The organism is Pseudomonas sp. BW7P1, assembly GCF_024981055.1.
In the GTDB taxonomy this organism is placed as follows: Bacteria; Pseudomonadota; Gammaproteobacteria; order Pseudomonadales; family Pseudomonadaceae; genus Aquipseudomonas; species Aquipseudomonas bananamidigenes.
Genome location: NZ_CP103374.1, coordinates 1,253,482 through 1,276,105 on the forward strand (window position 1 = coordinate 1,253,482; position 22,624 = coordinate 1,276,105).

Genomic DNA, 22,624 nt, shown 5'->3' on the forward strand with positions numbered 1-22,624 from the left:
TAACCGTTTCAGGGCCGAAACATGAAAGCCAAATTCGCCGCACTTCCCATGTCCTATCGTCTGGCCGTTACTTCGCGTTTGCTCGCAGCGGTGTTCGGCGGGTATCTGCTCGCGGCTCTGGCCAGTCTCACGTTAGCCCTGTGGTTGCCGCTGAACCGCACTGAAGCAGTCGTCACCGGCATGACGGTCTCGTTCCTCGTCTATCTGGTGGCGGTGCTCTGGTGTTTCGCCTGCCGCAGCGCATGGGCGGCGTGGGTCGGCCTGTTGGTGCCCAGCGTGATTCTGGCGACGATCTCCGGCGCCGCTCGTGGCCTGGGGTACGCATGAAAGAGGGTTCAAGGCAGGCAATGCCCGGCCGCTGTCGCTCCCTTTCGCAGGGTGCTTGAACTGACATGCTGATCAGTCATCCCCCCGAGCCCCACGAAGATGAACCCCACGGCGCCCGTGCACATTTTCTGCAGGTGTTTTTGTCCCGGCGCTCGCAAATGGAAGCGTTGGTGAGTCGCCGCGTCGGTTGCCGAGCGACGGCGGCGGATCTGGTTCAGGACCTGTTCCTGCGTTTCTGGCGCCGGCCGCTGGTGCAGGTCGAAGAGCTCGGCACCTATCTGTTGCGCTGCGCCGGCAACATCGCCATCGACCATTTGCGTAGCGAGGGCACGCGGGTGCGGGTCAACGAAGGCTGGCAGCCGAATGATCCGGACAGCAGCGCCAGCGAACCGCAAGCCGCACTTGAAGCAGGCAATGATCTGCGCCACGTCGAAGCGGCCCTGCGTGCCTTGCCCGAACGCACGCGGCAGATCTTTTTGCTCAATCGCATCCACGGGCGCAAGTACGCCGAGATCGCCAAAGTCATGGGCCTGTCCCAAAGCGCCGTGGAAAAACATATGATGCGCGCCCTCGAGGCCTGCAAGGCCAGTCTGCGCGAACCCGCGCCACGCCTGCCAGGGAAAGCACCGTGATTCACTCCCACCGCATTACCCCGACGCCCGCGCAGGAGCAAGCGGCCCTGGCCTGGCTGAGCCAGTTGCATGATCACCCAAGCACCGGCGATCAACTGATCTTCAGCCAATGGCTGCATGCCGACCCGGCCCATGCCGAGGCCTACGCCCGGGCGCAGGTCATCTGGGAGTTGAGCGAAGGCCCGGCGCGCACGCTGGCTGACGAAGACGCGTCCGTCCTGCAGGGCTATCTCGACGCGATGGATCGACCACGTCGTCCACAGGTCCGGCGTTGGGCCGCAGCGCTGGCGATGGCGGCCTGCCTGTTGTTGATGATCAGCCTCGGCAGCGGTTGGCAGCCGCAGCGCTGGATCGATGATCTGGGCGCCGATTACGTTTCGGCTCCCGGCGAAATCCGCACCGTGACACTGGCCGATCAGTCCCGGGTCACACTGGACGCCGACAGCGCCATCGCCGTGGATTTCAGCCATGGCGAGCGTCACGTTCAATTGCGTCGGGGCGCGGGATTTTTCAGCGTGACCCATACCGGGGAGCCGTTCGTGGTCGAGGCCGAAAAAGGCCAGGCTCGGGTGCTCGGCACGCAGTTCGAAGTGCGCCTGCAGCCACACGGGGCACAAGTCACCGTTCTGTCCGGGCGTGTCGGCGTGACGGCATTGCGGGATGCCCAACAGCAGATTCTCACCGCCGGGCAACAAGTGGCGTACGGCGAAGGATCCGCGCAAAAACTGCACGCTGTGGACAGCGAAGCGCAACTGGCCTGGCGTCAGGGCTGGCTCACCTATTACCAGTCGACCCTGGCCGATGTGGTGCAGGATCTGCGGCGTTATTACCCGGGACGGATTGTGCTGCTCAACGATGAACTGGGTGCGCGCAAGGTCAGCGGAAGCTTTCCGTCCAGGGATCCGCAAGCGGTGCTGAATTCTCTGCAAGGGGTACTGGGGTTCGAGCAGCATCAGGTGCTGGGCAGGCTGATTATCCTGCGCTGAAAATATTTTCAGATTTGTGGTGAGGTAAATCCCGACGCCATCCGTGTATTGACTGAAACTGCGAGTCATTCGCATCCGTTGCGGTTCTACACAGGTCATGAGCAATGAAGTCCAGGGCAAAATCGGGTTCGGTCAAACAGTGGTTCGGTGCCTCGGCACTGGGTTTTGCGGCGCTGGCATGGCTGCCGATGAATGTGGCGCAGGCCGCTGAAAGCAACAGCGCTCAGCCACAGAAACAGTTCAGTTTTTCCCTGGCCGCCAAACCGCTGCCACACGCCTTGAGTGACTTCAGTCGTGTGACAGGCCAGAGTGTGGTCTACACCGTCGAAGCGCCCTACGGCCTCAACGCGCCGGCGGTCGATGGCCGGATGAGTGCCGAACAGGCGTTGCAACGCCTGCTCGGCGGTTCCGGCCTGACCTTCCGCCGCACCGACAGCCATACCCTGACAATCGAGCCCGAGCCCACCGACGGCGTACTGAACCTCGGTGCGACCACTATCACCTCGATGGAAAATCAGCCGCTGAGTTACCAGCCACCGGAAACCAGTTCGGTGATGCGCTCCTCGGCCTCGCTCCAGGAAGTTCCCCAGACCGTCAACGTGATCCCCGCGCAGGTCATTCGCGATCAGGCGCCGCGCAATCTCGATGACGCGCTGGCCAATGTCAGCGGCATCACCCAGGGCAATACGCTGGGCAGCACCCAGGACTCGGTGATGACCCGTGGCTTCGGTGACAACCGCAACGGCTCGATCATGCGCGACGGCATGCCGGTGGTGCAGGGCCGTGGCATGAACGCCACCGTGGATCGCGTCGAAGTGCTCAAGGGCCCGGCCTCGCTGCTGTACGGGATTCAGGACCCGGGCGGTGTGGTCAACATGGTCAGCAAGAAACCGGAGTTGACTCAGTACAACGCTGTCACCCTGCGCGGCTCGACCTACGGCGACGGCAAGAACGGCAGCGGTGGTTCGTTCGACAGCACCGGTGCGCTGGGCGATTCCGGGCTGGCCTATCGCATGGTGCTCGACCATGAGGACGAAGATTACTGGCGCAACTTCGGTACCCACCGTGAAAGCCTGATCGCCCCGTCGCTGGCCTGGTACGGCGAACGCACCAGACTGCTGTTCGCTTACGAGCATCGTGAATTCCTGACGCCGTTCGACCGTGGCACCCTGATCGACCCGCGCACCAACCATCCGCTGGACATTTCGCGCAACGAACGCCTGGACGAGAAATTCAACGACATGGAGGGGCGCTCGGACCTCTACCATTTCGAGGCCGACCACGAACTCAACGACGACTGGAAAGCCCATTTCGGCTACAGCTGGAATCGCGAAACCTACGACGCCAGCCAGGTCCGCGTCACCGCCATCGACACCAAAAAGGGCACCCTGACCCGCAGCATGGACGGCACCCAGGGTGCGATCAGCACCGACCGTTTCACCACCGCCAGTCTCGAAGGCAAGGTCAAGGTGCTGGGCATGCAGCATGACCTGGTGTTCGGCGTCGACGACGAGTACCGCAAGATTTACCGCGCCGACCTGATCCGCCAGAAAAGCCTGAGCACCTTCAGTTACGTCAATCCGGTCTACGGTCGTGAAGTGGCCGGCTCCACTGTCAGCCCGGCGGACAGTGCGCAGACCGATCTGCTGCGCAGCGACTCGGTATTCCTGCAGGACTCGATTCACCTCAATGATCAGTGGATTCTGGTGGCCGGCGGGCGCTTCCAGGAATACGACCAGTACGCCGGCAAAGGCGTGCCGTTCAAGGCCAACACCGACAGCAACGGGCAGAAGTGGGTGCCGCGCGCAGGTCTGGTGTATCGCTACACTGACGCACTGTCGTTCTACGGCAGCTACACCGAATCATTCAAACCGAACTCGACCATCGCCCCGCTGAGCGGCAGCAGTACCGTGCTCGACGGCAGCATCGCGCCGGAAGAAGCCAAGTCCTGGGAGCTGGGCGCACGTCTCGACATTCCGGGACGCGTCACCGGTAACATCGCCCTGTTCGATATCAAGAAACGCAACGTGCTGGTGGCCAACGCCGAAGGCCCGACCACGATCTACAGCGCCGCCGGTGAAGTGCGTTCCCGTGGTCTGGAAGTGGACGTGACCGGCCAGCTCAGCGACCGCTGGAGCATGATCGGCAGCTACGCCTACACCGATGCCGAGGTTACCGAAGATCCGGACTACAAGGGCAACAAGCTGCAAAACGTGGCGAAGAATACCGGCTCGCTATCGGCGGTCTACGACTTCGGCAGCGTGATCGGCGGCGATCAACTGCGGGTTGGCGCCGGTGCGCGGTACGTCGGTGAGCGCGCAGGCAATGCAGTGAATGATTTCGAGCTGCCGAGCTACACCGTGGCCGATGCGTTCGCCACTTACGACACCAAGGTTGAAGGGCAGAAGGTCAAGTTCCAGCTCAACGTGAAGAACCTGTTCGACCGCACCTACTACACCTCGGCGGCCAGCCGGTTCTTTGTGTCGATGGGCGATTCACGGCAGATTTCGTTGTCGAGCACGCTGGAGTTTTAAGGAAAGATCAAAAGCCTCTCACCCTGACTCTCCCGAAACGTCGGACCGCCCGGAGGGAGAGGGACTCAACGCAAAAACGCCTGGCGATACTCGCCGGGCGTTCCACCCAGCACCTGGCGAAAGCGGTTGGTGAAGTGGCTGGCACTGGCGAACCCACACGCCAGGGCAATCTCCCCCAACGGTAACACCGTCCCGCGCAACAACTCCCGCGCCCGGCTCAGACGCCGTGCCAGTACGTACTGATGCGGTGGCAGGCCGAAGCTCACCCGGAACATCCGCGCAAAGTGATATTCCGACAACGCACACAATCCTGCGAGTTGTCCGAGACTGATCGGCTCGGCCAGCTGGTTGTCGATGTACTCCACCAATTGCCGGCGCTGATGCGGCGCCAGTCCCCCCTTGAGACGCAAGCCCTCACGCACGCCGACCTGGCTGAGCAGGGTATGGCTGATCAATTCGTGGGCCAGACTGCTGGTCAGCAGACGTTCGCCGGGCTCGTCCCAGTTGAGGGTGAGCAACTGGCGAAACCGTCGGGCCTGTTGCGGGTCTTCGAGAAAGGTCTTTTCGCGCAACTGCATTTCCCGGGGCTCGCGATCCAGCAGCGTGACGCAACCCAGGGCAAATTGTTCGGCGCTGAAATACAGGTGGGCCAGCCGGATATCACCGTTGATCACCCAGCCCGACTCGTGATCGGCCGGCAGGATACAGAGCTTGTCCGGCCCACCTTTCTGCCCGGGTTGATCGCGACGGAATGTGCCGGTGCCGCCGGCGATGTAGCAGGAGAGGGTGTGATGGCTCGGCGCTTCATATTCCTGGGCATCGTGGTGGTTGGTCCACAGGGCTGCGGACAGGCCATCGCCCAGCTCGGCGCTGTGCACAAGACGTGCGTTCGGCGAGCTGTTTAACGCTTGAAAGACTTGCAGGGTATCGATGGCGGCCATGGTCAGTCGGTTCTCTTCAACGCCTTGCATCCTACTCCCTGGATTTCGCGCTGCCAGCCTGCGCGCCGACAAAAGCGCAAGTTTATGCAAGCGCGAGTGGATGGCGTGGGCGGACACTGAAACCCAATCGAGGAGTGTCTGCCATGAACCTGTCGTTGTATGTGTTGACCGTACTGATCTGGGGCACCACCTGGATCGCCCTTAAATGGCAACTGGGTGTGGTGGCGATTCCGGTGTCGATCGTCTATCGCTTCGGCCTCGCCGCGCTGGTGTTGTTCGCGCTGTTGCTGCTCAGTCGCCGTCTGCAACCGATGAACCGGCGCGGGCATCTGATCTGTGTGGCGCAGGGTTTGTGCCTGTTCTGCGTCAACTTCATGTGTTTCCTGACCGCCAGCCAATGGATCCCCAGCGGTCTGGTGGCGGTGGTGTTTTCCACCGCGACCTTATGGAATGCGCTGAATGCACGCGTGTTCTTCGGCCAGCGCATTGCGCGCAATGTGCTGATGGGCGGGGCGCTGGGACTGTTTGGCCTGGGCCTGTTGTTCTGGCCGGAACTGGCCGGGCATCACGCCAGCCCGCAAACCCTGCTCGGTCTTGGTCTGGCGCTGTGCGGCACCCTGTGTTTCTCGGCGGGCAACATGTTGTCGAGCCTGCAACAGAAGGCCGGTCTCAAGCCGCTGACCACCAATGCCTGGGGCATGGCCTACGGTGCGGCGATGCTGTCGGTGTGGTGTCTGGTCAAAGGCATTCCGTTCGAAATGGAATGGACGTCGCGCTACATCGGCGCGCTGCTGTATCTGGTTATTCCGGGTTCAGTGATCGGTTTTACCGCTTACCTGACTTTGGTCGGGCGCATGGGGCCAGAGCGCGCGGCCTATTGCACGGTGCTGTTCCCGGTGGTGGCGCTGAACGTTTCGGCCTTTGCCGAAGGCTACCAATGGACAGCGCCGGCGTTGGTGGGATTGGTGCTGGTGATGCTGGGCAATGTGTTGGTGTTCCGTAAACCCAGGGTCCCGGTATTGCCGGGTCACGGCAAGCTGGCCTGAGGGTTCTGCTGACAAAAGGGGCAGGCGTCCGGCGACGTCTGCCCCTTTTTTATCAGCCTTTCCAGACCTGCGGATTGACCAGATCCTGCGGCCGTTCGCCCAGCAGGGCGCTGCGCAGGTTGGCCAGTGCGCGGTCGGCCATGGCTTCGCGGGTTTCATTCGTGGCCGAACCGATGTGCGGTAAGGTCACGGCGTTTTTCAGCTGGAACAGCGGCGATTCGCTCAACGGTTCTTTTTCGTAGACGTCGAGACCGGCGCCGCGAATGCGGTTGTTCTGCAGCGCTTCGATCAGCGCTGGTTCGTCGACCACCGGGCCACGGGAGATGTTGACCAGAATCGCTTCCGGCTTCATCAGCGCCAGTTCGCGATGGCTGATCAGGTGGCGGGTCTTGTCGCTGAGCGGTACCACCAGACAGACAAAATCGGCTTCGGCCAACAGTTGGTCAAGGCTGCGGAACTGCGCGCCGAGTTCCTGTTCCAGTCCGGTCTTGCGGCTGTTGCCGCTGTAGAGAATCGGCATGTTGAAACCGAAGCGCCCGCGACGGGCAACGGCGGCGCCGATGTTGCCCATGCCGACGATGCCCAGGGTCTTGCCGTGCACGTCGCAACCGAACAGCGGTGCACCGACGCTGGCCTGCCACTGGCCTGCCTTGGTCCAGGCATCCAGTTCGGCGACGCGGCGGGCGCTGCTCATGATCAGGGCGAAGGCCAGGTCAGCGGTGCTTTCGGTGAGCACGTCCGGGGTGTTGGTGAGCATGATCCCGCGTTCGTTGAAGTAGGCGAGGTCGTAGTTGTCGTAGCCGACGGAGACGCTGGAGACCACTTCGAGTTTCGCGGCGTTTTCCAGTTGGGCCTTGCCGAGTTTGCGACCGACGCCGATCAGGCCGTGGGCGTGGGGCAGGGCTTCGTTGAACTGGGCGTTGATGTCGCCGTTCTTTGGATTCGGGACGATGACGTCGAAGTCCTGTTGCAGGCGTTCGATCATGGGTGGGGTGATGCGGCTGAAGGCCAGGACTGTTTTTTTCATTGGCATTGGGCTCGGCTGTTCTGGGTTGCCAAGCAAGCTAACATTTCTGTTTTGGGTTGTCTTGGCGGCCTCTGGGCCGACCAGACTTTTGGGGTTTTGGGTGAATATCCGTTTCTGCGGGTGTGGCGGATTATGGTTCCGCCCTTACGGCGGGTCACTTTTGACAAACGCCTCAAAAGTAACCAAAAAGGCTTGGCCCCTGCGTTCGGCACCTCGCTGTGGCTCGGTGTTCCTTCGTTCCGGGATTGATCCGGGGGCATCGCCTACGGTTTGCTTCGCTGCACCTCCTCTCGATGTGTTTGGCTTCGCCAAACGGTCGCTGCGCTCCCACCCCGGATCAATCCCTCCACTCAGCCTTCCGATGGGGCCGGCACGTCAAAAGCGGTACTCGAGCTAACGCTCATCGTTTTGAGTGGTGAGAAGCGAAGAGCGAAAAGCGAAAAGCGAGTGCGGGCTGGCTTTGCTTTTGATCGTTCCCACGCTCTGCGTCCCCATCGATCTGCCAGCGAATGCAGTCGGCGCTGGCAGGTCGGTTTTGTCGGAACGGCTTAGCTGGGTGTCGGGTAACGCTGTACTTCGACGTTATCCAGCACGCGGTTCACTGCCAGTTCGGCAAGCATGATGACTTGTTGTATGCCCAGAATCCGGTGACGCTGTGGTGAGTCGACATAGGCTGCCACGTCACTGGCCATGACGCTGGCCGAGGCCAGGGATTCACAGGCGTGGGCCAGCAGGCTTTCGTCGTCCATGTCCGGTGAAATCTGGAACATTTCGCTCGGTTTGCGGCCGGAGCATTTTTTCGGGAGGGGGTTCAGGTAGTGATCGAGGGCGCGTTCGGCAGCCTCGTGGAGTTTTTTTGAATCGGCGGATTCGTAGGGCGAGGTGTCGTTGGTTTCAGGGGGATTCGGAGTAAGTTTTTTCATGGCATAGATCCTTAAGTCTTGGAGGAGCTGCCATTTTTCGTTTTCCAGGCGAAAGAGGTGGCAGCTGTACGCGGACTGGAAAAACCGGAAAGGATCAAACCCGGCAGACCCGGAGGTCTCCCACGTACAGCTACCATAACGTCGCGAAAAAACGCCGCATTATGTCATGTGCTGTGATCCTGAACTTCGGGTTTTCCAGACCCGGCCGCCGATGCGTCAGCGACCCCAAAAGCCTATCCACCTCGTTTCCGAGGGACAACCGACACGACTTGTCGGAAACATCCCCCAAAAATCAGCACGTCTGTAGGACGGCCAAGTCAATTCGCCACCCGCACCCCGGCCAGACTCCCACTCATTTCATAAGCCGCCAGTTCCGCCTGATGCCCCGCCAGAATCTCCGGCAGCGATCCGCGCAAATACTCGACCCACGTCTTGATCTTCGCATCCAGATACTGCCGCGACGGGTAGATCGCGTACAGGTTCAGTTCCTGCGAGCGGTAGTTCGGCATCACCCGTACCAGCGAGCCGTTGCGCAAGCCTTCGATGGCGGCATACACCGGCAGCACGCCGACGCCCATCCCACTGGTGATCGCGGTTTTCATCGCGTCGGCGGAGTTGACCAGGAACGGCGAGCTGTTGATGGTGACCATTTCCTGGCCTTCGGGGCCGTCGAAGGCCCATTTTTCCAGGGGGATCACCGGGCTTACCAGGCGCAGGCAGGCGTGGTTCAGCAGGTCGCTGGGTTTTTGTGCACAGCCGTTGGCTTTCACGTAGGCCGGGGAGGCGCAGACGATGCTGTAGGTGATGCCCAGGCGTTGCGAGACGAAGCCCGAGTCCGGCAGTTCGCGGGCCAGGACGATGGACACGTCGTAGCCTTCGTCGAGCAGGTCCGGCACACGGTTGGCCATGGTCAGGTCGAAGGTCACGTCCGGATGGGTCTTGCGATAGCGGGCGATGGCGTCGATCACGAAGTGCTGGCCGATGCCGGTCATGGTGTGCACTTTCAATTGTCCGGCCGGGCGCGCGTGGGCTTCGCTGGCTTCGGCTTCGGCCTCTTCGACGTAGGCAAGGATCTGCTCGCAGCGCAGCAGGTAGCGCTTGCCGGCCTCTGTAAGCGCGATGCGCCGGGTCGTGCGGTTCAGCAGGCGGGTTTGCAGATGGGCCTCAAGGTTGGAGACCGCGCGCGAGACGTTGGCCGTGGTGGTGTCGAGTTGCACGGCGGCGGCGGTGAAGCTGCCCGCTTCGGCCACACAACTGAAGGCGCGCATGTTTTGCAATGTGTCCATGGGGTGCTCTCAAGGGAGATGGCAAATTGTGACACGAAGTTTCAGGGGCTGAGACCCCCGACCAAGGGATTATCTCGTTAACCGTAACAAAGATTCGCAGAAAACCCAGCTTATCGCCGTTCAGGGCCGCCCCTAGAATTGCGCTCACCTCGAAACATCCCCCACCTCAGGAATTCGCAGCAGTGCCGCGTCGCATCAACAGAGCGCTTTTGCCGCTCAGTGTTCTGGCTATTTCGTTAGGTCTTGGCGGCTGCATCGGAACCGGAGGGATTGCCCCGCAGGGCAAGGCTCTGGAGGCCAATGAACTGGCCACCGACGAGGCCATCGCCCACGCCGCCCGTGACGCAAACTGGCCCACCGCCCAATGGTGGCAAGCCTATGGCGACCCGCAACTCAATCGCTGGATCGACCTGGCCGTGCAAGGCAGCCCGACCCTGGCCATGGCGGCTGCGCGAGTGCGTCAGGCCAAATCCATGGCCGGTGTCGCCGAAGCCGCCGAGTCGTTGCAGATCAATGGCGAGTCGACTCTCAAGCGCCACAACTGGCCGACCGACCAGTTCTACGGTCCCGGCGAGCTGGCCAATACCACCACCTGGGACAACAACGCCGCGCTGGGCTTCAGTTACGCCCTCGATCTCTGGGGCCGTGAAAGCAACAGCACCGAACGAGCGGTTGATCTGGCGCACATGAGCGCTGCCGAAGCGCGGCAGGCGCAGCTCGAGTTGCAGAACAACATCGTGCGCGCCTACATCGAGCTGTCGCTGCATTACGCCCAGCGCGACATTGTCGCGGCGACGCTCAAGCAGCAACAGCAGATTCTCGAATTGGCGCAGAAGCGCCTGGACGGTGGAATCGGTACGCACTTCGAAGTCAGTCAGGCTGAAACCCCGCTGCCGGAAACCCATCGGCAACTGGATGCGCTGGACGAGGAAATCGCCCTGAGCCGCAACCAGATTGCGGCACTGGCCGGCAAAGGGCCGGGCGCCGGTGCGCAATTGCAGCGTCCGACCCTGTCCCTCGGTGCGGCCCTGAAACTGCCATCGGCATTGCCCGCCGACCTGCTCGGCCAGCGCCCGGATGTGGTCGCCAGTCGCTGGCAAGTGGCGGCGCAGGCGCGCGGGATCGATGTCGCGCATGCCGGCTTCTATCCCAACGTCGATCTGGTCGGCAGCCTCGGTTACATGGCCACCGGTGGCGGGGCGCTGGAGTTTTTGACCGGCAAGAAGCTCAACTACACCGTCGGGCCGGCAATCTCGCTGCCGATCTTCGACGGCGGGCGCCTGCGCGCCGAACTCGGTGAAGCCTCGGCGGGTTATGACATCGCCGTGGCGCATTACAACCAGACCCTGGTCAATGCGCTGAAGAACATCTCCGACCAGTTGATTCGCCGCGAGTCGATGGACAAGCAGCAGACGTTCGCCGCCGAATCCGTGGCCACGGCGCAGAAGACTTACGACATCGCGATGATCGCTTACCAGCGCGGGCTCACCGATTACCTCAATGTGCTCAACGCCCAGACCCTGCTGTTCAAACAGCAGCAGGTTCAGCAGCAGGTACAGGCAGCGCGGTTGAGTGCCCATGCGGACCTGGTGACGGCGTTGGGCGGTGGTCTTGGTGCGGGTAAAGACGTGCCGACCGCGCAACAAACCCAGGCACCGAAAACCCCGGCTCTCCTGCGTTGAACACACAACCCGATGTGGGAGCGAGCCTGCTCGCGAAAGCGGTGTTCCAGTCGCCATCCATGTCGAATGTGACGCCGTCTTCGCGAGCAGGCTCGCTCCCACAGGTTTCGAGTCCAGACTGAATTTTTGAGCACAATTGAATGACTTCCTTGCCCGCACCCTTGCGCTGGCTCTACTCCCTGGAATGGCGCCGGGGCTTTTTCGAATGGGCGCGCAGCGATGGCGTGACCTGGGTCTACATCTTCAAGGTGTTGATCGCTGCATTCCTGACCCTGTGGCTGGCCATGCGCCTGGAACTGCCGCAGCCGCGCACGGCGATGATCACGGTGTTCATCGTCATGCAGCCGCAGAGCGGCCAGGTGTTCGCCAAGAGCTTTTATCGCTTCCTCGGCACTCTGGCCGGTTCGGCAATGATGGTCACGCTGATTTCGCTGTTTGCCCAGAACACCGAACTGTTCCTCGGTTCGCTGGCAATCTGGGTCGGCATCTGCTCGGCCGGTGCCGCCCGTTGCCGCAACTTCCGCGCCTACGGTTTTGTGCTGGCGGGCTACACCGCTGCAATGGTCGGGTTGCCGGCGCTGGCGCATCCCGACGGAGCGTTCATGGCGGCGGTGTGGCGGGTGCTGGAGATCTCGCTGGGGATTCTCTGCTCGACCCTGGTCAGCGCCGCGATCCTGCCGCAGACCGCCAGCGCGGCGATGCGCAACGCCTTGTATCAGCGCTTCGGTGTGTTCGCCCTGTTCGTCACCGATGGCTTGCGCGGACGCAGCAAAACGGAATCGTTCGAGGCCAGCAACGTGCGCTTCATCGCCGAAGCGGTGGGCCTGGAAGGGCTGCGCAGCGTGACCGTGTTCGAGGACCCGCACATGCGTCGGCGCAACGGTCGTCTCAGTCGCCTGAACAGCGAATTCATGGGCATCACCACCCGCTTCAACGCCTTGCATCAGTTGCTCGAGCGTCTGCGCGTCAATGACGAAGCGCATGTCGTGGCGGCGATCAAACCGGGCCTGCAGGATCTGGCCGAAGTGCTCGACGGGTTCAGTGGTCGTGCCCTGACCAGCCCGGATGCGGCGCGTCTGGTGCTGGCGCTCGCCACGTACAAGGAAGGATTGCCGGCGCGGGTGCGCAGCCTGCGGGCGGCCTTCCAGGAAAGCGGGCCGGGCGAGGCCGAGTTGCTGGATTTTCACACGGCCTATGAACTGCTCTATCGCTTCGTCGACGACCTGCACAGTTACGCACAGACCCACGCCTCGCTGGCCGATCACCGCCACGAACGAGAGCGCTGGGACGAGCCGTTCACCCCGCAGACCAGTTGGTGGGCGGCAGCGGCTTCAGGGATTCGTGCCGCGTTCATTCTCGTTGTACTCGGCAGTTACTGGGTCGCCACCGCGTGGCCGAGCGGCGCGACCATGACCCTGATCGCGGCCGCTACCGTGGGCCTGTCGGCGGCGACACCGAACCCGAAACGCATGGCATTCCAGATGGCGTGCGGCACGTTCCTCGGGGCGCTGATCGGCTTCGTCGAGATGTTTTTCATCTTCCCGTGGATCGACGGTTTCCCGCTGCTGTGCGTGATGCTCGCGCCGGTGATCGTGCTCGGCTCGTTCCTCGCGTCACGACCGCAATACGCGGGGGTTGGCCTGGGTCTGCTGATCTTCTTCAGTACCGGCTCGGTGCCGGACAACCTGACGATCTACAACCCCTACACCTTCATTAACGACTACATCGCCATGGTCATGGGCATGCTGGTCTGTGCGGCGGCGGGGGCGATCATCCTTCCGCCGAACAGCCGCTGGCTGTGGCAGCGTCTGGAACAGGATCTGCGCGGGCAAGTGGTGTACGCCATCAGCGGCAAACTCAAGGGCCTGGCGTCGAGTTTCGAAAGCCGTACCCGCGATCTGATGCATCAGGCCTACGGTCTGGCGGCCGGTCAGCCGCTGGTGCAGAAAAACCTGCTGCGCTGGATGTTCGTGGTGCTGGAAGTCGGCCACGCGATTATCGAGCTGCGCAAGGAACAGGCGATCCTGCCGGTGCATCCGGCCTATGCCGAATCGCAGCCATGGCGCCAGGCAATCCGGGTCATGGGGCGCTCGTTGGTGCGGCTGTTCCTGCAACCGAATGCGAGCAATCTGGAGCGCGCACTGGTGGCGGTGGATCACGCCATCAGCCGTGTCGCCGCCACCGATGAGCCGTTCGCCCCGCACTTCGACACGTCGGCACTGCGGCGGGTGAAAAGCTACCTGCACTTCATCCGCACCTCGTTGCTCGACCCGCAATCGCCCCTTGCTGCCTATGCCATCGCCAAGCCCGAAGGACTTGCCCATGCCTCGTGAAATCGCCTTCCACGGCGTGTACATGCCGACCATGACCCTGATGTTTTTCGTCGCCGCGGCCCTGGCCTGGGCGCTGGACCGATTCCTGTCCGGATTCGATCTGTACCGCTTTTTCTGGCACCCGGCGCTGCTGCGTCTGAGCCTGTTTACCTGTCTGTTCGGCGCGATGGCGCTGACTGTCTACCGTTGAGAATGTCCCGATGAAAAAGTTTTTCAGCCTGCTCGCGACCCTGCTGGTGCTGGCCCTGGCGCTGTGGATCGGCCGCACGTTGTGGGAGCACTACATGAACACGCCGTGGACCCGCGACGGTCGGGTCCGCGCCGACATCATCAACGTTGCGGCCGACGTGACCGGTGAAGTGGTGGACGTGCCGGTGCGCGACAACCAGTTGGTGAAGAAAGGTGATCTGCTGATGCAGATCGACCCCGAGCACTACCGCCTGGCGGTGAAGCAGGCGCAGTCTCTGGTCGCTTCGCGCAAGGCCACGTGGGAGATGCGCAAGGTCAACGCCCATCGCCGCGCTGACCTGGACAACCTGGTGATCTCTAAGGAAAACCGCGACGACGCCAGCAACATCGCAGACTCCGCACTGGCTGATTACCAACAGGCCCAGGCGCAACTGGAAGCCGCCGAACTCAACCTCAAGCGCACCGAAGTGCGGGCAGCGGTGGACGGTTACGTAACCAACCTCAACGTCCATCGCGGCGACTACGCTCGCATCGGCGAGGCGAAAATGGCCGTGGTCGACATGAACTCGTTCTGGGTCTACGGCTTCTTCGAAGAAACCAAACTGCCTCACGTGCGCGTCGGCGACAAAGCCGACATGCAACTGATGAGCGGCGAAGTCCTGAAGGGCCACGTGGAGAGCATTTCCCGCGGTATCTACGACCGCGACAACCCGGAAAGCCGCGAGCTGATCGCCGATGTGAACCCGACCTTCAACTGGGTGCGTCTGGCGCAACGGGTGCCGGTGCGGATTCACATCGATGAAGTGCCGGAAGGTGTGCTGCTGGCGGCGGGGATTACCTGCACCGTGGTGGTGAAGCAGGGCGCTGTGGATAACTGACAGGCCGAGCCCCTGTCTTTCGCGAGCAGGCTCGCTCCCACAGGTATCACGGCAGCTGAGCATCTTGAGCGCGCCTCAATACCTGTGGGAGCGGGCTTGCCCGCGATGGGACCGACTCGGTTTCAGAGTTGCCCGCGCAACCCGAAGCGCTTCATCAACGTCGATTCCAGCAACCCCTTCGGCAACAACGTCGCCAGCAACGGCAACGCCCGGCTGCCATTGCCGATGCGGATCAGCCGTGGCGGCTTGCTCTGTTGCACAGCCTTGAGCAGTTCGGCGGCGAACTCGCTGGCCGGTGTCGGTTTGTCCTGAGAAGCCTTGGCTCGCGCCCGGATGCCTTCGCGCAGGGGAAACCATGGCGATTGTTCGTTGATCAATTGCTCGGCCTCGTGCCCGGCGTTTTTCGCGAAACTGGATTGAATCGCCCCCGGCTGCACTTCCATCACACGAATCCCGAACGGCGCCAGTTCCATGCGCAGCGCGTCGCTCAATGCATGTACCGCCGCTTTCGAGGCGCAATAGGCTCCGGCGAACGGGGTGACCAGAACGCCGGAAACACTGCCCACATTCACCACCAGACCTTTGGCCCGGCGCAGCACCGGGAACAGCGCGCGAGTCACGCCGACAATCGAAAACACATTGGTTTCGAACTGGCGCTGCATGGCCGTCACACCGCCATCGAGCAGCGGGCCCATGGCGCCGTAGCCAGCGTTGTTGATCAGCACGTCGAGGCCGCCATGTTGCTGGTTGATTCGCTCGGCGAGTTGTTCCAGCGCGCAGTTGTCATTGACGTCCAGTTGCACCGCCGTGAACCCGGCGGCGCCGAGTGCCGCGACATCATCGGTCTTGCGCGCACTGGCCCAGACCTCGTAGCCGGCGCTTTTGAAGGCATCGGCGAGGGCGCGGCCGATGCCGCTGGAACAACCGGTAATCAACGCAACGGGCATGGCGCGTTCCTTGTGCAAAAGAGTGGGGAAGAGGATCAGTCGGAGAAACTACCCTGCAATCGCTCGGCGCGAAACTCCAGAGTCTGAGGGCGATAGCCGGGACGCAGCGGGGGCAGCGGCAAACAGTCTTCCCAGTTGCCGCCGGCCTGCAGTTCACCGGGGCCACGATAGCGAGGGGCGGCGTATTGGTTGTCGGCCAGATTCACCGTGTCGCCCGGCGCGTATGCTGCGATGCGCCAGCGCAGTTCGGTCAGCGGCACGTCGTTGCCGTTGTTCATCTTCAGTTGCAAAGGGCGATCCGCCGGGCACTGCTCAGGTGCATAGGTGATACGCAACTCCAGTCGCGCCAGTTGCTTGATCTCACGGTTGTCCAGCCACACCACCCATATCGCCACCAGCCCGAGGCCGACAGCGGCGGCCATGGACACCGGCAAGGCCTTGGCCGGGTAGCGCAACAACAGGACCAGCCAGGTAATGACCAGCAAGACGCCGATGAACATGTTCGAACGCTCCTTGAACGTGTGAATGCCATCCTACCGAAGGGGCGCGGGAATGGACATTCGCGGATTGATCGATGGCACCATTGGTCGGGACTGTAGTTTCTGACAGTAGTCGAATCCGCGCCGGGCCTGCTCAGATGCCGGAAGTACAAAGAACGCCGGTCGTGCGGGAGCACGCTCCATGAGCTTGCACATCAATACACCGAGGATGTCTGTGTTCGAGCCGCGCGGCTTGCCGGTGCGTGCGGTCGATTATTGTCGAGCCGTCGAGGACGGAGCGGTCGAGTCCCGGATCAACCGCACGCTTCGCGATCCGGCAGGGCGTGCGGTGAAAACTTGGGATCCGCGACTTTGGCGGTCACAAGCCGGCGACCCGCTGACACCGGCCAACCTGACGCAGGTGTATGCACTGGACGCCTCGGTCGTACATTCGGACAGTGTCGATGCCGGTGCGCAAATCGAGTTGAAGGGGCTCGCCTCGCAAACGCTGCTCAGTTGGGACAGCCGTCAGACCCGTCGCGAGATCGAACACGATGCGCAGCTGCGGCCAGTCGCGATATTCGAACACGGGGCGAGTGAGCCTCGGCGCTGTGTCGAGCGATTGACCTATGGTCATCCCGGCAGCGGGGATCAGTCGCATAACCAGTATGCTCAGTTGATTCGCCATGACCATCCGGCCGGCAGCATGTTGTTCGATACCTTCGCGATCAGCGGCCAATGCACCGAGGACACCCGCCACTTCACTCTCCAACCGCTGACACCCGACTGGCCGGAGCAGGAGGCGGATCGTGCACGGCTGCTGGAGCCAGGCGCCGGTGCGACATCGCGGTGGCGCCATGGTGCGCTGGGGGATGTGCTGGAACAGACGGACGCCCGGGATAACCGGCATGCGTTCGCACTGACTGTCGATGGCCGTTTGCACGAGCGCCGTTTGCAGTTGAAGGGGGAGGCTGAACAAATCCTGATCAGCGATATTCACTACAACGCTTACGGCAGTATCGAGCGGGAAACTGCCGGTAACGGTGTGCAAACTACCCGCACATATCGCCCCGAAGACGGTCGCCTGCTGATCCGCCGGTCCGAAGACGCTCACGGTCTCGTGCTGCAACACCTGAGTCATGAATACGACAGGATGGGCAATGTCCTGAGTATCGAAGACAAGGCACTGCCGATCCGTTACTTCGCCAACCGGCGCATCGAGCCAGTCAACCGCTTTGTCTACGACAGTCTTTACCAGTTGATCAAGGCGTCCGGCTGGGAAGCCGGCACTGTCAATCAAGGTCCGCAATCGATGGAGCGCATCGATCCGACGGCGATCAGCAACTATGCGCAGACTTACGAATATGATCCCGGCGGCAACCTGCGCAGGCTGGTTCATGTCGGCCCGCAAAGTCATGGGCGCAAACTGCAGCCGGCGAGTTACAGCAACCGCAGTCTGCCCTACGAAGACACGCCGCCTACCGATGCACAAATCGAAGCCGCATTCGACCGCAGAGGCAACCTGCTGCAGCCGGAACCGGGGCGGCTGCTGAGCTGGAACCTGCGCAACCAACTGCAATCGGTCAGCCCGGTGGAGCGTGTCTCCGGGCTCAACGATCAAGAGCTCTATCTCTACGATGGCAACAGTCAGCGGGTACGCAAGATCCGCTCTTCGTTAACCAATGCCCGAACCCTGGTTGCCGATGTGCGCTATTTGCCCGCTCTGGAGTTGCGTACCGACAACGGCACCGGTGAACGGTTGCAGGTCATCATTGCCGACAACGCTCGGGTACAGCACTGGGAGAGCCCGCCACCTTCGGGACTCAACAATCGGTATCGATACCAACATGTTGATCACCTGGGTTCGGTTTGTCTGGAAACCGCCGATGACGGTACGATGATCAGCCGGGAAAAGTTTCACCCATTCGGTACCAGTGCTTGGCGGGACGGCGAATTCAGCTACAAATACATGCGTTACTCGGGCAAGGAGCGCGATGCGACCGGGCTTTACTATTACGGCTTCCGTTACTACATCCCGTGGTTGCAACGCTGGACCAGTGCCGATCCTGCCGGTTATCCGGATGGGCTGAATATTTACCGGATGGTTCGCAACAATCCGCTCACGATGAGAGACGCGCTGGGGCTGCAAGCCGAGACCGGAACCTACGAAGCGCAGGTGGGCATTCGAGTGAAGCTGGCCTTCAAGCTGCTTTCCTCCCAAATACATGTGGCCAGGCTCGACCCGGGAGGGGGGCAATACAGCAAGTCTGCTGATTTCAAACTGGTTGAAGTCGGAGAGAGTCCCGAGTTTTCAGTGAGCAAGCGCGAACTGATGAGTCATTTGAGGATGTACCGGCGCCAGTACCGTGAGATGTACCACGACTCGATGCGGCAAGAAGATCCGCAGAGCATAAATATCAGCGTGGCGCAAAACCTTGAATTGGGAAAGGAGATCGCCGAGATCACATCCTCGTCCCTCAAGTATTCAAGCGAACCACATGTATCGGAGGAAAAAACGGTCACCAAGCACTTCTTCGCATTGATCAATCGCGACGATGTCGAAAAGAAGGGTCAGGACAAAGTGATTTATGGCATTGCTGAGTTGAGTATCTCGTCAACAAAGGGCGGAGAAAGCACGGTTCATGTGAGCAACGTACTTGCTCACCCGTTATCGCAGCCCGGCGTGGAAAACTTCCTGGGTGAATCGGTCGAGGCCACCGAGGCCATCCGGCCTTTCAAATTGCGTGGTATTGGCACTTACCTGACCGTCAAGTCGTTAGCCAGGATCGTGAGCACGCACAAGGTTCAGAAAGTCAGGACGGCTGCCGTCAATCCGCGATCAGCGGCTATCGCCAAAAGACTGGGAGCCAGAAAAGTGGCGTAAAAAAGCCCCCGCCCAACCCGCTGCGGATAGGGGACGCAGCGGGCTGGGCGGGGGCTTCCTGTTGCAGGGTGATCACTGCGCGATGGTTTTCACCGACACGCCGCGTTCGACCGGGGTGGAGCGACCGTAGATGTCTTCGAAACGCTCGATATCGTCTTCACCCAGGTACGAACCCGACTGTACTTCGATGATTTCCAGCGGGATCTTGCCCGGGTTGCGCAAGCGATGGACCGAGGCGATCGGGATGTAGGTCGACTGGTTTTCGGTCAACAGGAATACGTTCTCGTCGCAGGTCACTTCAGCGGTGCCGCTCACCACGATCCAGTGTTCGGCGCGGTGGTGGTGCATCTGCAGCGACAGGCACGCGCCTGGCTTGACCGAGATGTGCTTGACCTGGAAGCGGCCGCCCATGTCCACCGAGTCGTAGGAGCCCCACGGACGGTAGACCTCACAGTGGTTCTGGGTTTCGCTGCGGCCCTGCTCGTTGAGGGTGTTGACCATCTGCTTGACGCCCTGAACCTTGTCCTTGTGGGCGATCATCATGGCGTCCTTGGTTTCCACCACGACGATGTTTTCCAGGCCGATCACCGACACCAGTTTGCCGTTGCCGTGGATCATGCAGTTCTTGCTGTCCTGGATCACCACGTCGCCCTTGCTGACGTTGCCGTTGGCGTCCTTCTCGTTGACTTCCCACAGCGACGACCAGCAGCCCACATCGCTCCAGCCGGCAGTCAGCGGCACCACGCAGGCGCGCTGGGTCTTTTCCATCACGGAATAGTCGATGGAGTTGTCCGGGCAGCAGGCGAAGGTGGCTTCGTCGAAGGTGATGGTGTCCGGGTCCTGAGTGCTGCGCTCCAGGGTCAGCAGGCAGGTGTCGTAGATGTCCGGATCGTGCTTTTTCAGCTCTTCGAGGAAGCGGCTGGCGCGGAACAGGAACATGCCGCTGTTCCAGTAGTAACCGCCGGACTCGACGTACTCGGTGGCCCGTTTGACGTCGGGTTTTTCCACGAAGTGCGAAACACGGCTCACGCCTTCCGGCAGCAGTGAATCGCCGGTGGACTTGATGTAGCCGTAGCCGGTTTCCGGTTTGGTCGCCGGTACGCCGAACAGCACCATCTCGCCGTTTTCCGCCGCCACGGTGGCCAGGGCCAACGCGCGTTGCAGGGCTTTCTGGTCTTCGAGGACGTGATCGGCCGGCAGCACCAGCATCAGTTCGTCGCGACCTTCATTGACCAGCATCATCGCGGTCAGCGCCACGGCCGGCGCGGTGTTGCGACCGAACGGTTCCATCAGGATGCGCTGGCATTCCAGATTGCGGTTGGCCAACTGCTCGTTGACGATAAAGCGGTGATCCTTGTTGCAGACCACGATCGGGGTGTCCATACCTTCGAACACCAGGCGCTCGAGGGTTTGCTGGAACAGCGTGTGTTCGCCGGTCAGGGCGAGGAACTGCTTGGGAAACTGCTTGCGCGAAAGCGGCCAGAGACGGGAACCGCTACCACCTGACAAGATCACCGGAATCATAATGTTTACTCCATAAAATCGATTGGGTTAGAGGTCCTGTGGGAGCGAGCCTGCTCGCGAAAGCGGTGTATCGGTCGACATGGGTGTTGAATGTCGGACCGTATTCGCGAGCAGGCTCGCTCCCACATGGGGGACTGCGTCAGTTCATGAATGGATCAGCGAGTCGATACCGGGCGTTTCACCCAGACCGGCGACAGGTTGCTGCCGTTACCGGTGACGTAGAGCACGGCGGCCTCACCGCGCTCCAGGGCGACCGGTTTCACGTCACCGACTTTCTTGTCGCCCTCGTACAGCGCCAGGCTGACTTTCACCGGGTTGATTTCACGCTCGCCACGGCCCTTGGCGGCCACGTTCGGCACCACGTCGGTCTTGCCGTCGGCGGTCTTCAGGGTCAGCGGCTTGTCGCTGAGGTTCTGCACGCGCACCAGGGATTTCTGCTTGTTCTTGAACGGCGGTTCTTCGATCAGTTGCGGCGCGCCGGACGCGTTGTTGACCAGGGTGTAGTAGTGGTCACCGGCGAGTTTTACCGGCAGTGTCTGGCTGCCGACCTTGGCGCTGTAGTCGCCGCCCGGCATGAAGCTGAAGTCGCTGCTGGCCAGCGGCGCGACGTCGTTCAGGCTGGTGCTGCCGACGGTGGCGCTGACTTCAGCGTTGCTGGCGTTGTAGACCCGCACGAAGGTCGAGCCTTTCGGTGCGGTCGGGCCGTACAGCGCAGCGTCGCCACCGGCAAACGCCTGGACCGACAGCACGCTCAGACCCGCAACCAGAGCAATGCGTTTAGCGAGACGACGAGGAGTTGTAGTGAAAGTCATGGTGGACCTCTCTTTCAGTTTTGCGCCCGATCGGGCGTCTCGGATTGAGTGTTGATTGCTACGTTCTGTTGGCGCGCGCCGGCTTGTTTGAGCTCTGCGACCCACTGTGGGTCGGCGTCGCCGATTTCGTTGTTCACAGGCAGATATCGTTCAGGAAACTCCCAGATCAGCACCTGCGGCGGGCTGTTCTTGAAGTCATCGCTTTTCAGGTAGCTGAGCATCGGCAGGATCGGACCGTGGCCGTCCTCGGCGTAATTGACGACGTCGCTGTGCAGCGCTTGCTTGAGCGCACCGACGAAATTCCAGTTGGGGTTGGCGCTGTAGCTGGTACCGATCAGTGCCACCGGCACTTCGCTGTTGGCGAACAAGGCGTCGTCACCGGCAGGTTGTTCGACGGCCACTGTGTTGCGCTTTTGCAGCGGTTCCTTGGCCGGCATCAGGTTTTCAAACAGTGGATCCAGCGGCAGGAACAGACGCAGGTCGCCCTTGTGCGTGACCTTTTCCGCTGGCGTGGTAACGAAACGCTGCGGCTCGCCGCTGAGCGGGAACGTGTCGGCGATGGTTTTGGCCAGGGTGTTGGCGGCGATTTCCGCGCCTTCCGGCGTCCAGTGGGTGTCAGTGCGCAGGAACACTTGCTGACCGTTCTGCTTGGCCTTTTGCAGCGGGCCGAGCAGATCGGGGGCGAGGATCCTGTCCGCCGCGACCCGGGCGTGGAAATCCTGATAGAGGTTGGCGTGGATGCTCGCCGGTTTCACGTCACCCAGGTGTTCCGGGTACAGGCGAACCTTGGCCGGCACGATTGCCATGACCAGTTTCACGCCTTTCTCTTTCAGGGTCTGGCGCACGCCTTCGACCAGCGCGTAGTTGCCTTGCAGGTTCAGCTCTTCGTTGACGATCGGGTTGAATTCCTCATCGCTGTACAGCCATTGATCGCGACCGAGCACCACGCCCGGACGACCTTCGTTGAACAGCTTGAAATCCAGTGCGGCCCAGAGGTTGGTGCCCAGGCGCTTGATCGGGAATTCATCGTCGTAGTGGGTTTCCACGGCCTTGGTCCAGCGGCCGTTGAGCACCGTCGCATCGGCATTGGTGCTGAAACCGAAGAAGCTGCGCACCGACCACAGACCGAGCACCAGCAGGGTCAGCAGAAACAGCGCGATGTAGAAGATGCGTAATGAGCGGGTCATGGCAGAT

Annotated in this window: 19 protein-coding genes; 10 read left to right on the forward strand and 9 right to left on the reverse strand. The window is 61.6% G+C overall.

From position 1 onward, the window contains the following. Nucleotides 1-21: 21 nt before the first annotated feature. The 4 genes from NWV16_RS05525 to NWV16_RS05540 all read left to right on the forward strand — a co-directional run bounded on the left by NWV16_RS05525 (nucleotide 22) and on the right by NWV16_RS05540 (nucleotide 4,479). The gene (locus NWV16_RS05525; protein WP_260522273.1) at nucleotides 22-327 is read left to right on the forward strand and encodes a DUF3649 domain-containing protein; all 306 of its coding nucleotides are present in this window, start codon (nucleotides 22-24) and stop codon (nucleotides 325-327) included. 65 nt (nucleotides 328-392) lie between these two features. After that, nucleotides 393-959 carry an RNA polymerase sigma factor gene (locus tag NWV16_RS05530; protein ID WP_260522274.1) on the forward strand — a complete coding sequence of 189 codons (567 nt, stop codon included), beginning with the start codon at nucleotides 393-395 and terminating at the stop codon, nucleotides 957-959. Next, a complete protein-coding gene (locus NWV16_RS05535; protein ID WP_260522275.1) occupies nucleotides 956-1,945 on the forward strand; it encodes a FecR family protein in 990 nt (329 codons plus the stop codon). The genes NWV16_RS05530 and NWV16_RS05535 overlap by 4 nt, the downstream gene beginning before the upstream one ends. 104 nt (nucleotides 1,946-2,049) lie before the next feature. Then, on the forward strand, nucleotides 2,050-4,479 hold the full coding sequence (locus NWV16_RS05540; RefSeq protein ID WP_260522276.1) for a TonB-dependent receptor: 2,430 nt from the start codon (nucleotides 2,050-2,052) through the stop codon (nucleotides 4,477-4,479). 65 nt (nucleotides 4,480-4,544) lie between these two features. Here NWV16_RS05540 and NWV16_RS05545 read toward each other — a convergent pair whose 3' ends face one another. Further along, nucleotides 4,545-5,420 carry an AraC family transcriptional regulator gene (locus tag NWV16_RS05545; protein ID WP_260523483.1) on the reverse strand — a complete coding sequence of 292 codons (876 nt, stop codon included), beginning with the start codon at nucleotides 5,418-5,420 and terminating at the stop codon, nucleotides 4,545-4,547. 143 nt (nucleotides 5,421-5,563) lie between these two features. Between NWV16_RS05545 and NWV16_RS05550 the strand changes: the two genes are divergently transcribed. After that, on the forward strand, nucleotides 5,564-6,466 hold the full coding sequence (locus NWV16_RS05550) for a DMT family transporter (RefSeq protein ID WP_260522277.1): 903 nt from the start codon (nucleotides 5,564-5,566) through the stop codon (nucleotides 6,464-6,466). A 52-nt stretch (nucleotides 6,467-6,518) separates the two neighbouring features. Here the strand turns inward: NWV16_RS05550 and NWV16_RS05555 are convergent, their stop codons facing one another. From NWV16_RS05555 to NWV16_RS05565, 3 genes are all read right to left on the reverse strand, one after another. Continuing rightward, the gene (locus NWV16_RS05555) at nucleotides 6,519-7,493 is read right to left on the reverse strand and encodes a 2-hydroxyacid dehydrogenase (RefSeq protein ID WP_260522278.1); all 975 of its coding nucleotides are present in this window, start codon (nucleotides 7,491-7,493) and stop codon (nucleotides 6,519-6,521) included. Nucleotides 7,494-8,041: 548 nt separating this feature from the next. Next, complete coding sequence (locus tag NWV16_RS05560) at nucleotides 8,042-8,416, reverse strand: DUF6124 family protein (RefSeq protein WP_260522279.1); 375 nt, start codon at nucleotides 8,414-8,416, stop codon at nucleotides 8,042-8,044. A 317-nt stretch (nucleotides 8,417-8,733) separates the two neighbouring features. Beyond that, entirely contained in the window at nucleotides 8,734-9,702 is a 969-nt protein-coding gene (locus NWV16_RS05565) for a LysR family transcriptional regulator (protein ID WP_085711718.1), read from the reverse strand. Between the two features lie 182 nt (nucleotides 9,703-9,884). Between NWV16_RS05565 and NWV16_RS05570 the strand changes: the two genes are divergently transcribed. The 4 genes from NWV16_RS05570 (at nucleotide 9,885) to NWV16_RS05590 (ending at nucleotide 14,784) form a co-directional block, all read left to right on the forward strand. Further along, on the forward strand, nucleotides 9,885-11,384 hold the full coding sequence (locus NWV16_RS05570; protein ID WP_260522280.1) for an efflux transporter outer membrane subunit: 1,500 nt from the start codon (nucleotides 9,885-9,887) through the stop codon (nucleotides 11,382-11,384). A gap of 140 nt (nucleotides 11,385-11,524) precedes the next feature. Beyond that, a complete protein-coding gene (locus NWV16_RS05580; protein WP_260522281.1) occupies nucleotides 11,525-13,717 on the forward strand; it encodes an FUSC family protein in 2,193 nt (730 codons plus the stop codon). After that, nucleotides 13,707-13,907, forward strand: a complete 201-nt coding sequence (locus NWV16_RS05585) for a DUF1656 domain-containing protein (RefSeq protein ID WP_003221811.1) — start codon at nucleotides 13,707-13,709, stop codon at nucleotides 13,905-13,907. Before NWV16_RS05580 ends, NWV16_RS05585 begins: the two co-directional genes overlap by 11 nt. A gap of 10 nt (nucleotides 13,908-13,917) precedes the next feature. Next, the gene (locus NWV16_RS05590; protein ID WP_085698530.1) at nucleotides 13,918-14,784 is read left to right on the forward strand and encodes an HlyD family secretion protein; all 867 of its coding nucleotides are present in this window, start codon (nucleotides 13,918-13,920) and stop codon (nucleotides 14,782-14,784) included. Between the two features lie 122 nt (nucleotides 14,785-14,906). Here NWV16_RS05590 and NWV16_RS05595 read toward each other — a convergent pair whose 3' ends face one another. Both NWV16_RS05595 and NWV16_RS05600 read right to left on the reverse strand, forming a co-directional pair. Beyond that, nucleotides 14,907-15,731 (reverse strand): SDR family oxidoreductase, encoded by an 825-nt coding sequence (locus NWV16_RS05595; protein ID WP_260522282.1) that lies wholly within the window; start codon nucleotides 15,729-15,731, stop codon nucleotides 14,907-14,909. A gap of 35 nt (nucleotides 15,732-15,766) precedes the next feature. After that, nucleotides 15,767-16,231, reverse strand: coding sequence for a multidrug transporter (locus tag NWV16_RS05600; RefSeq protein ID WP_260522283.1), 465 nt, complete (start codon nucleotides 16,229-16,231; stop codon nucleotides 15,767-15,769). A gap of 181 nt (nucleotides 16,232-16,412) precedes the next feature. Here NWV16_RS05600 and NWV16_RS05605 point away from each other — a divergent pair, with 181 nt between their 5' ends. Then, nucleotides 16,413-19,094: an RHS repeat domain-containing protein gene (locus NWV16_RS05605; RefSeq protein ID WP_260522284.1), complete on the forward strand. Its 2,682-nt coding sequence runs from the start codon at nucleotides 16,413-16,415 to the stop codon at nucleotides 19,092-19,094. 72 nt (nucleotides 19,095-19,166) lie between these two features. Here the strand turns inward: NWV16_RS05605 and NWV16_RS05610 are convergent, their stop codons facing one another. The 3 genes from NWV16_RS05610 to NWV16_RS05620 form a co-directional block, all read right to left on the reverse strand. Continuing rightward, nucleotides 19,167-20,618, reverse strand: a complete 1,452-nt coding sequence (locus NWV16_RS05610) for a mannose-1-phosphate guanylyltransferase/mannose-6-phosphate isomerase (protein WP_260522285.1) — start codon at nucleotides 20,616-20,618, stop codon at nucleotides 19,167-19,169. Between the two features lie 155 nt (nucleotides 20,619-20,773). Beyond that, complete coding sequence (locus NWV16_RS05615; RefSeq protein ID WP_065258338.1) at nucleotides 20,774-21,430, reverse strand: alginate O-acetyltransferase AlgF; 657 nt, start codon at nucleotides 21,428-21,430, stop codon at nucleotides 20,774-20,776. A 14-nt stretch (nucleotides 21,431-21,444) separates the two neighbouring features. Further along, the gene (locus NWV16_RS05620; protein ID WP_260522286.1) at nucleotides 21,445-22,617 is read right to left on the reverse strand and encodes an alginate O-acetyltransferase; all 1,173 of its coding nucleotides are present in this window, start codon (nucleotides 22,615-22,617) and stop codon (nucleotides 21,445-21,447) included. Nucleotides 22,618-22,624 lie beyond the last annotated feature (7 nt).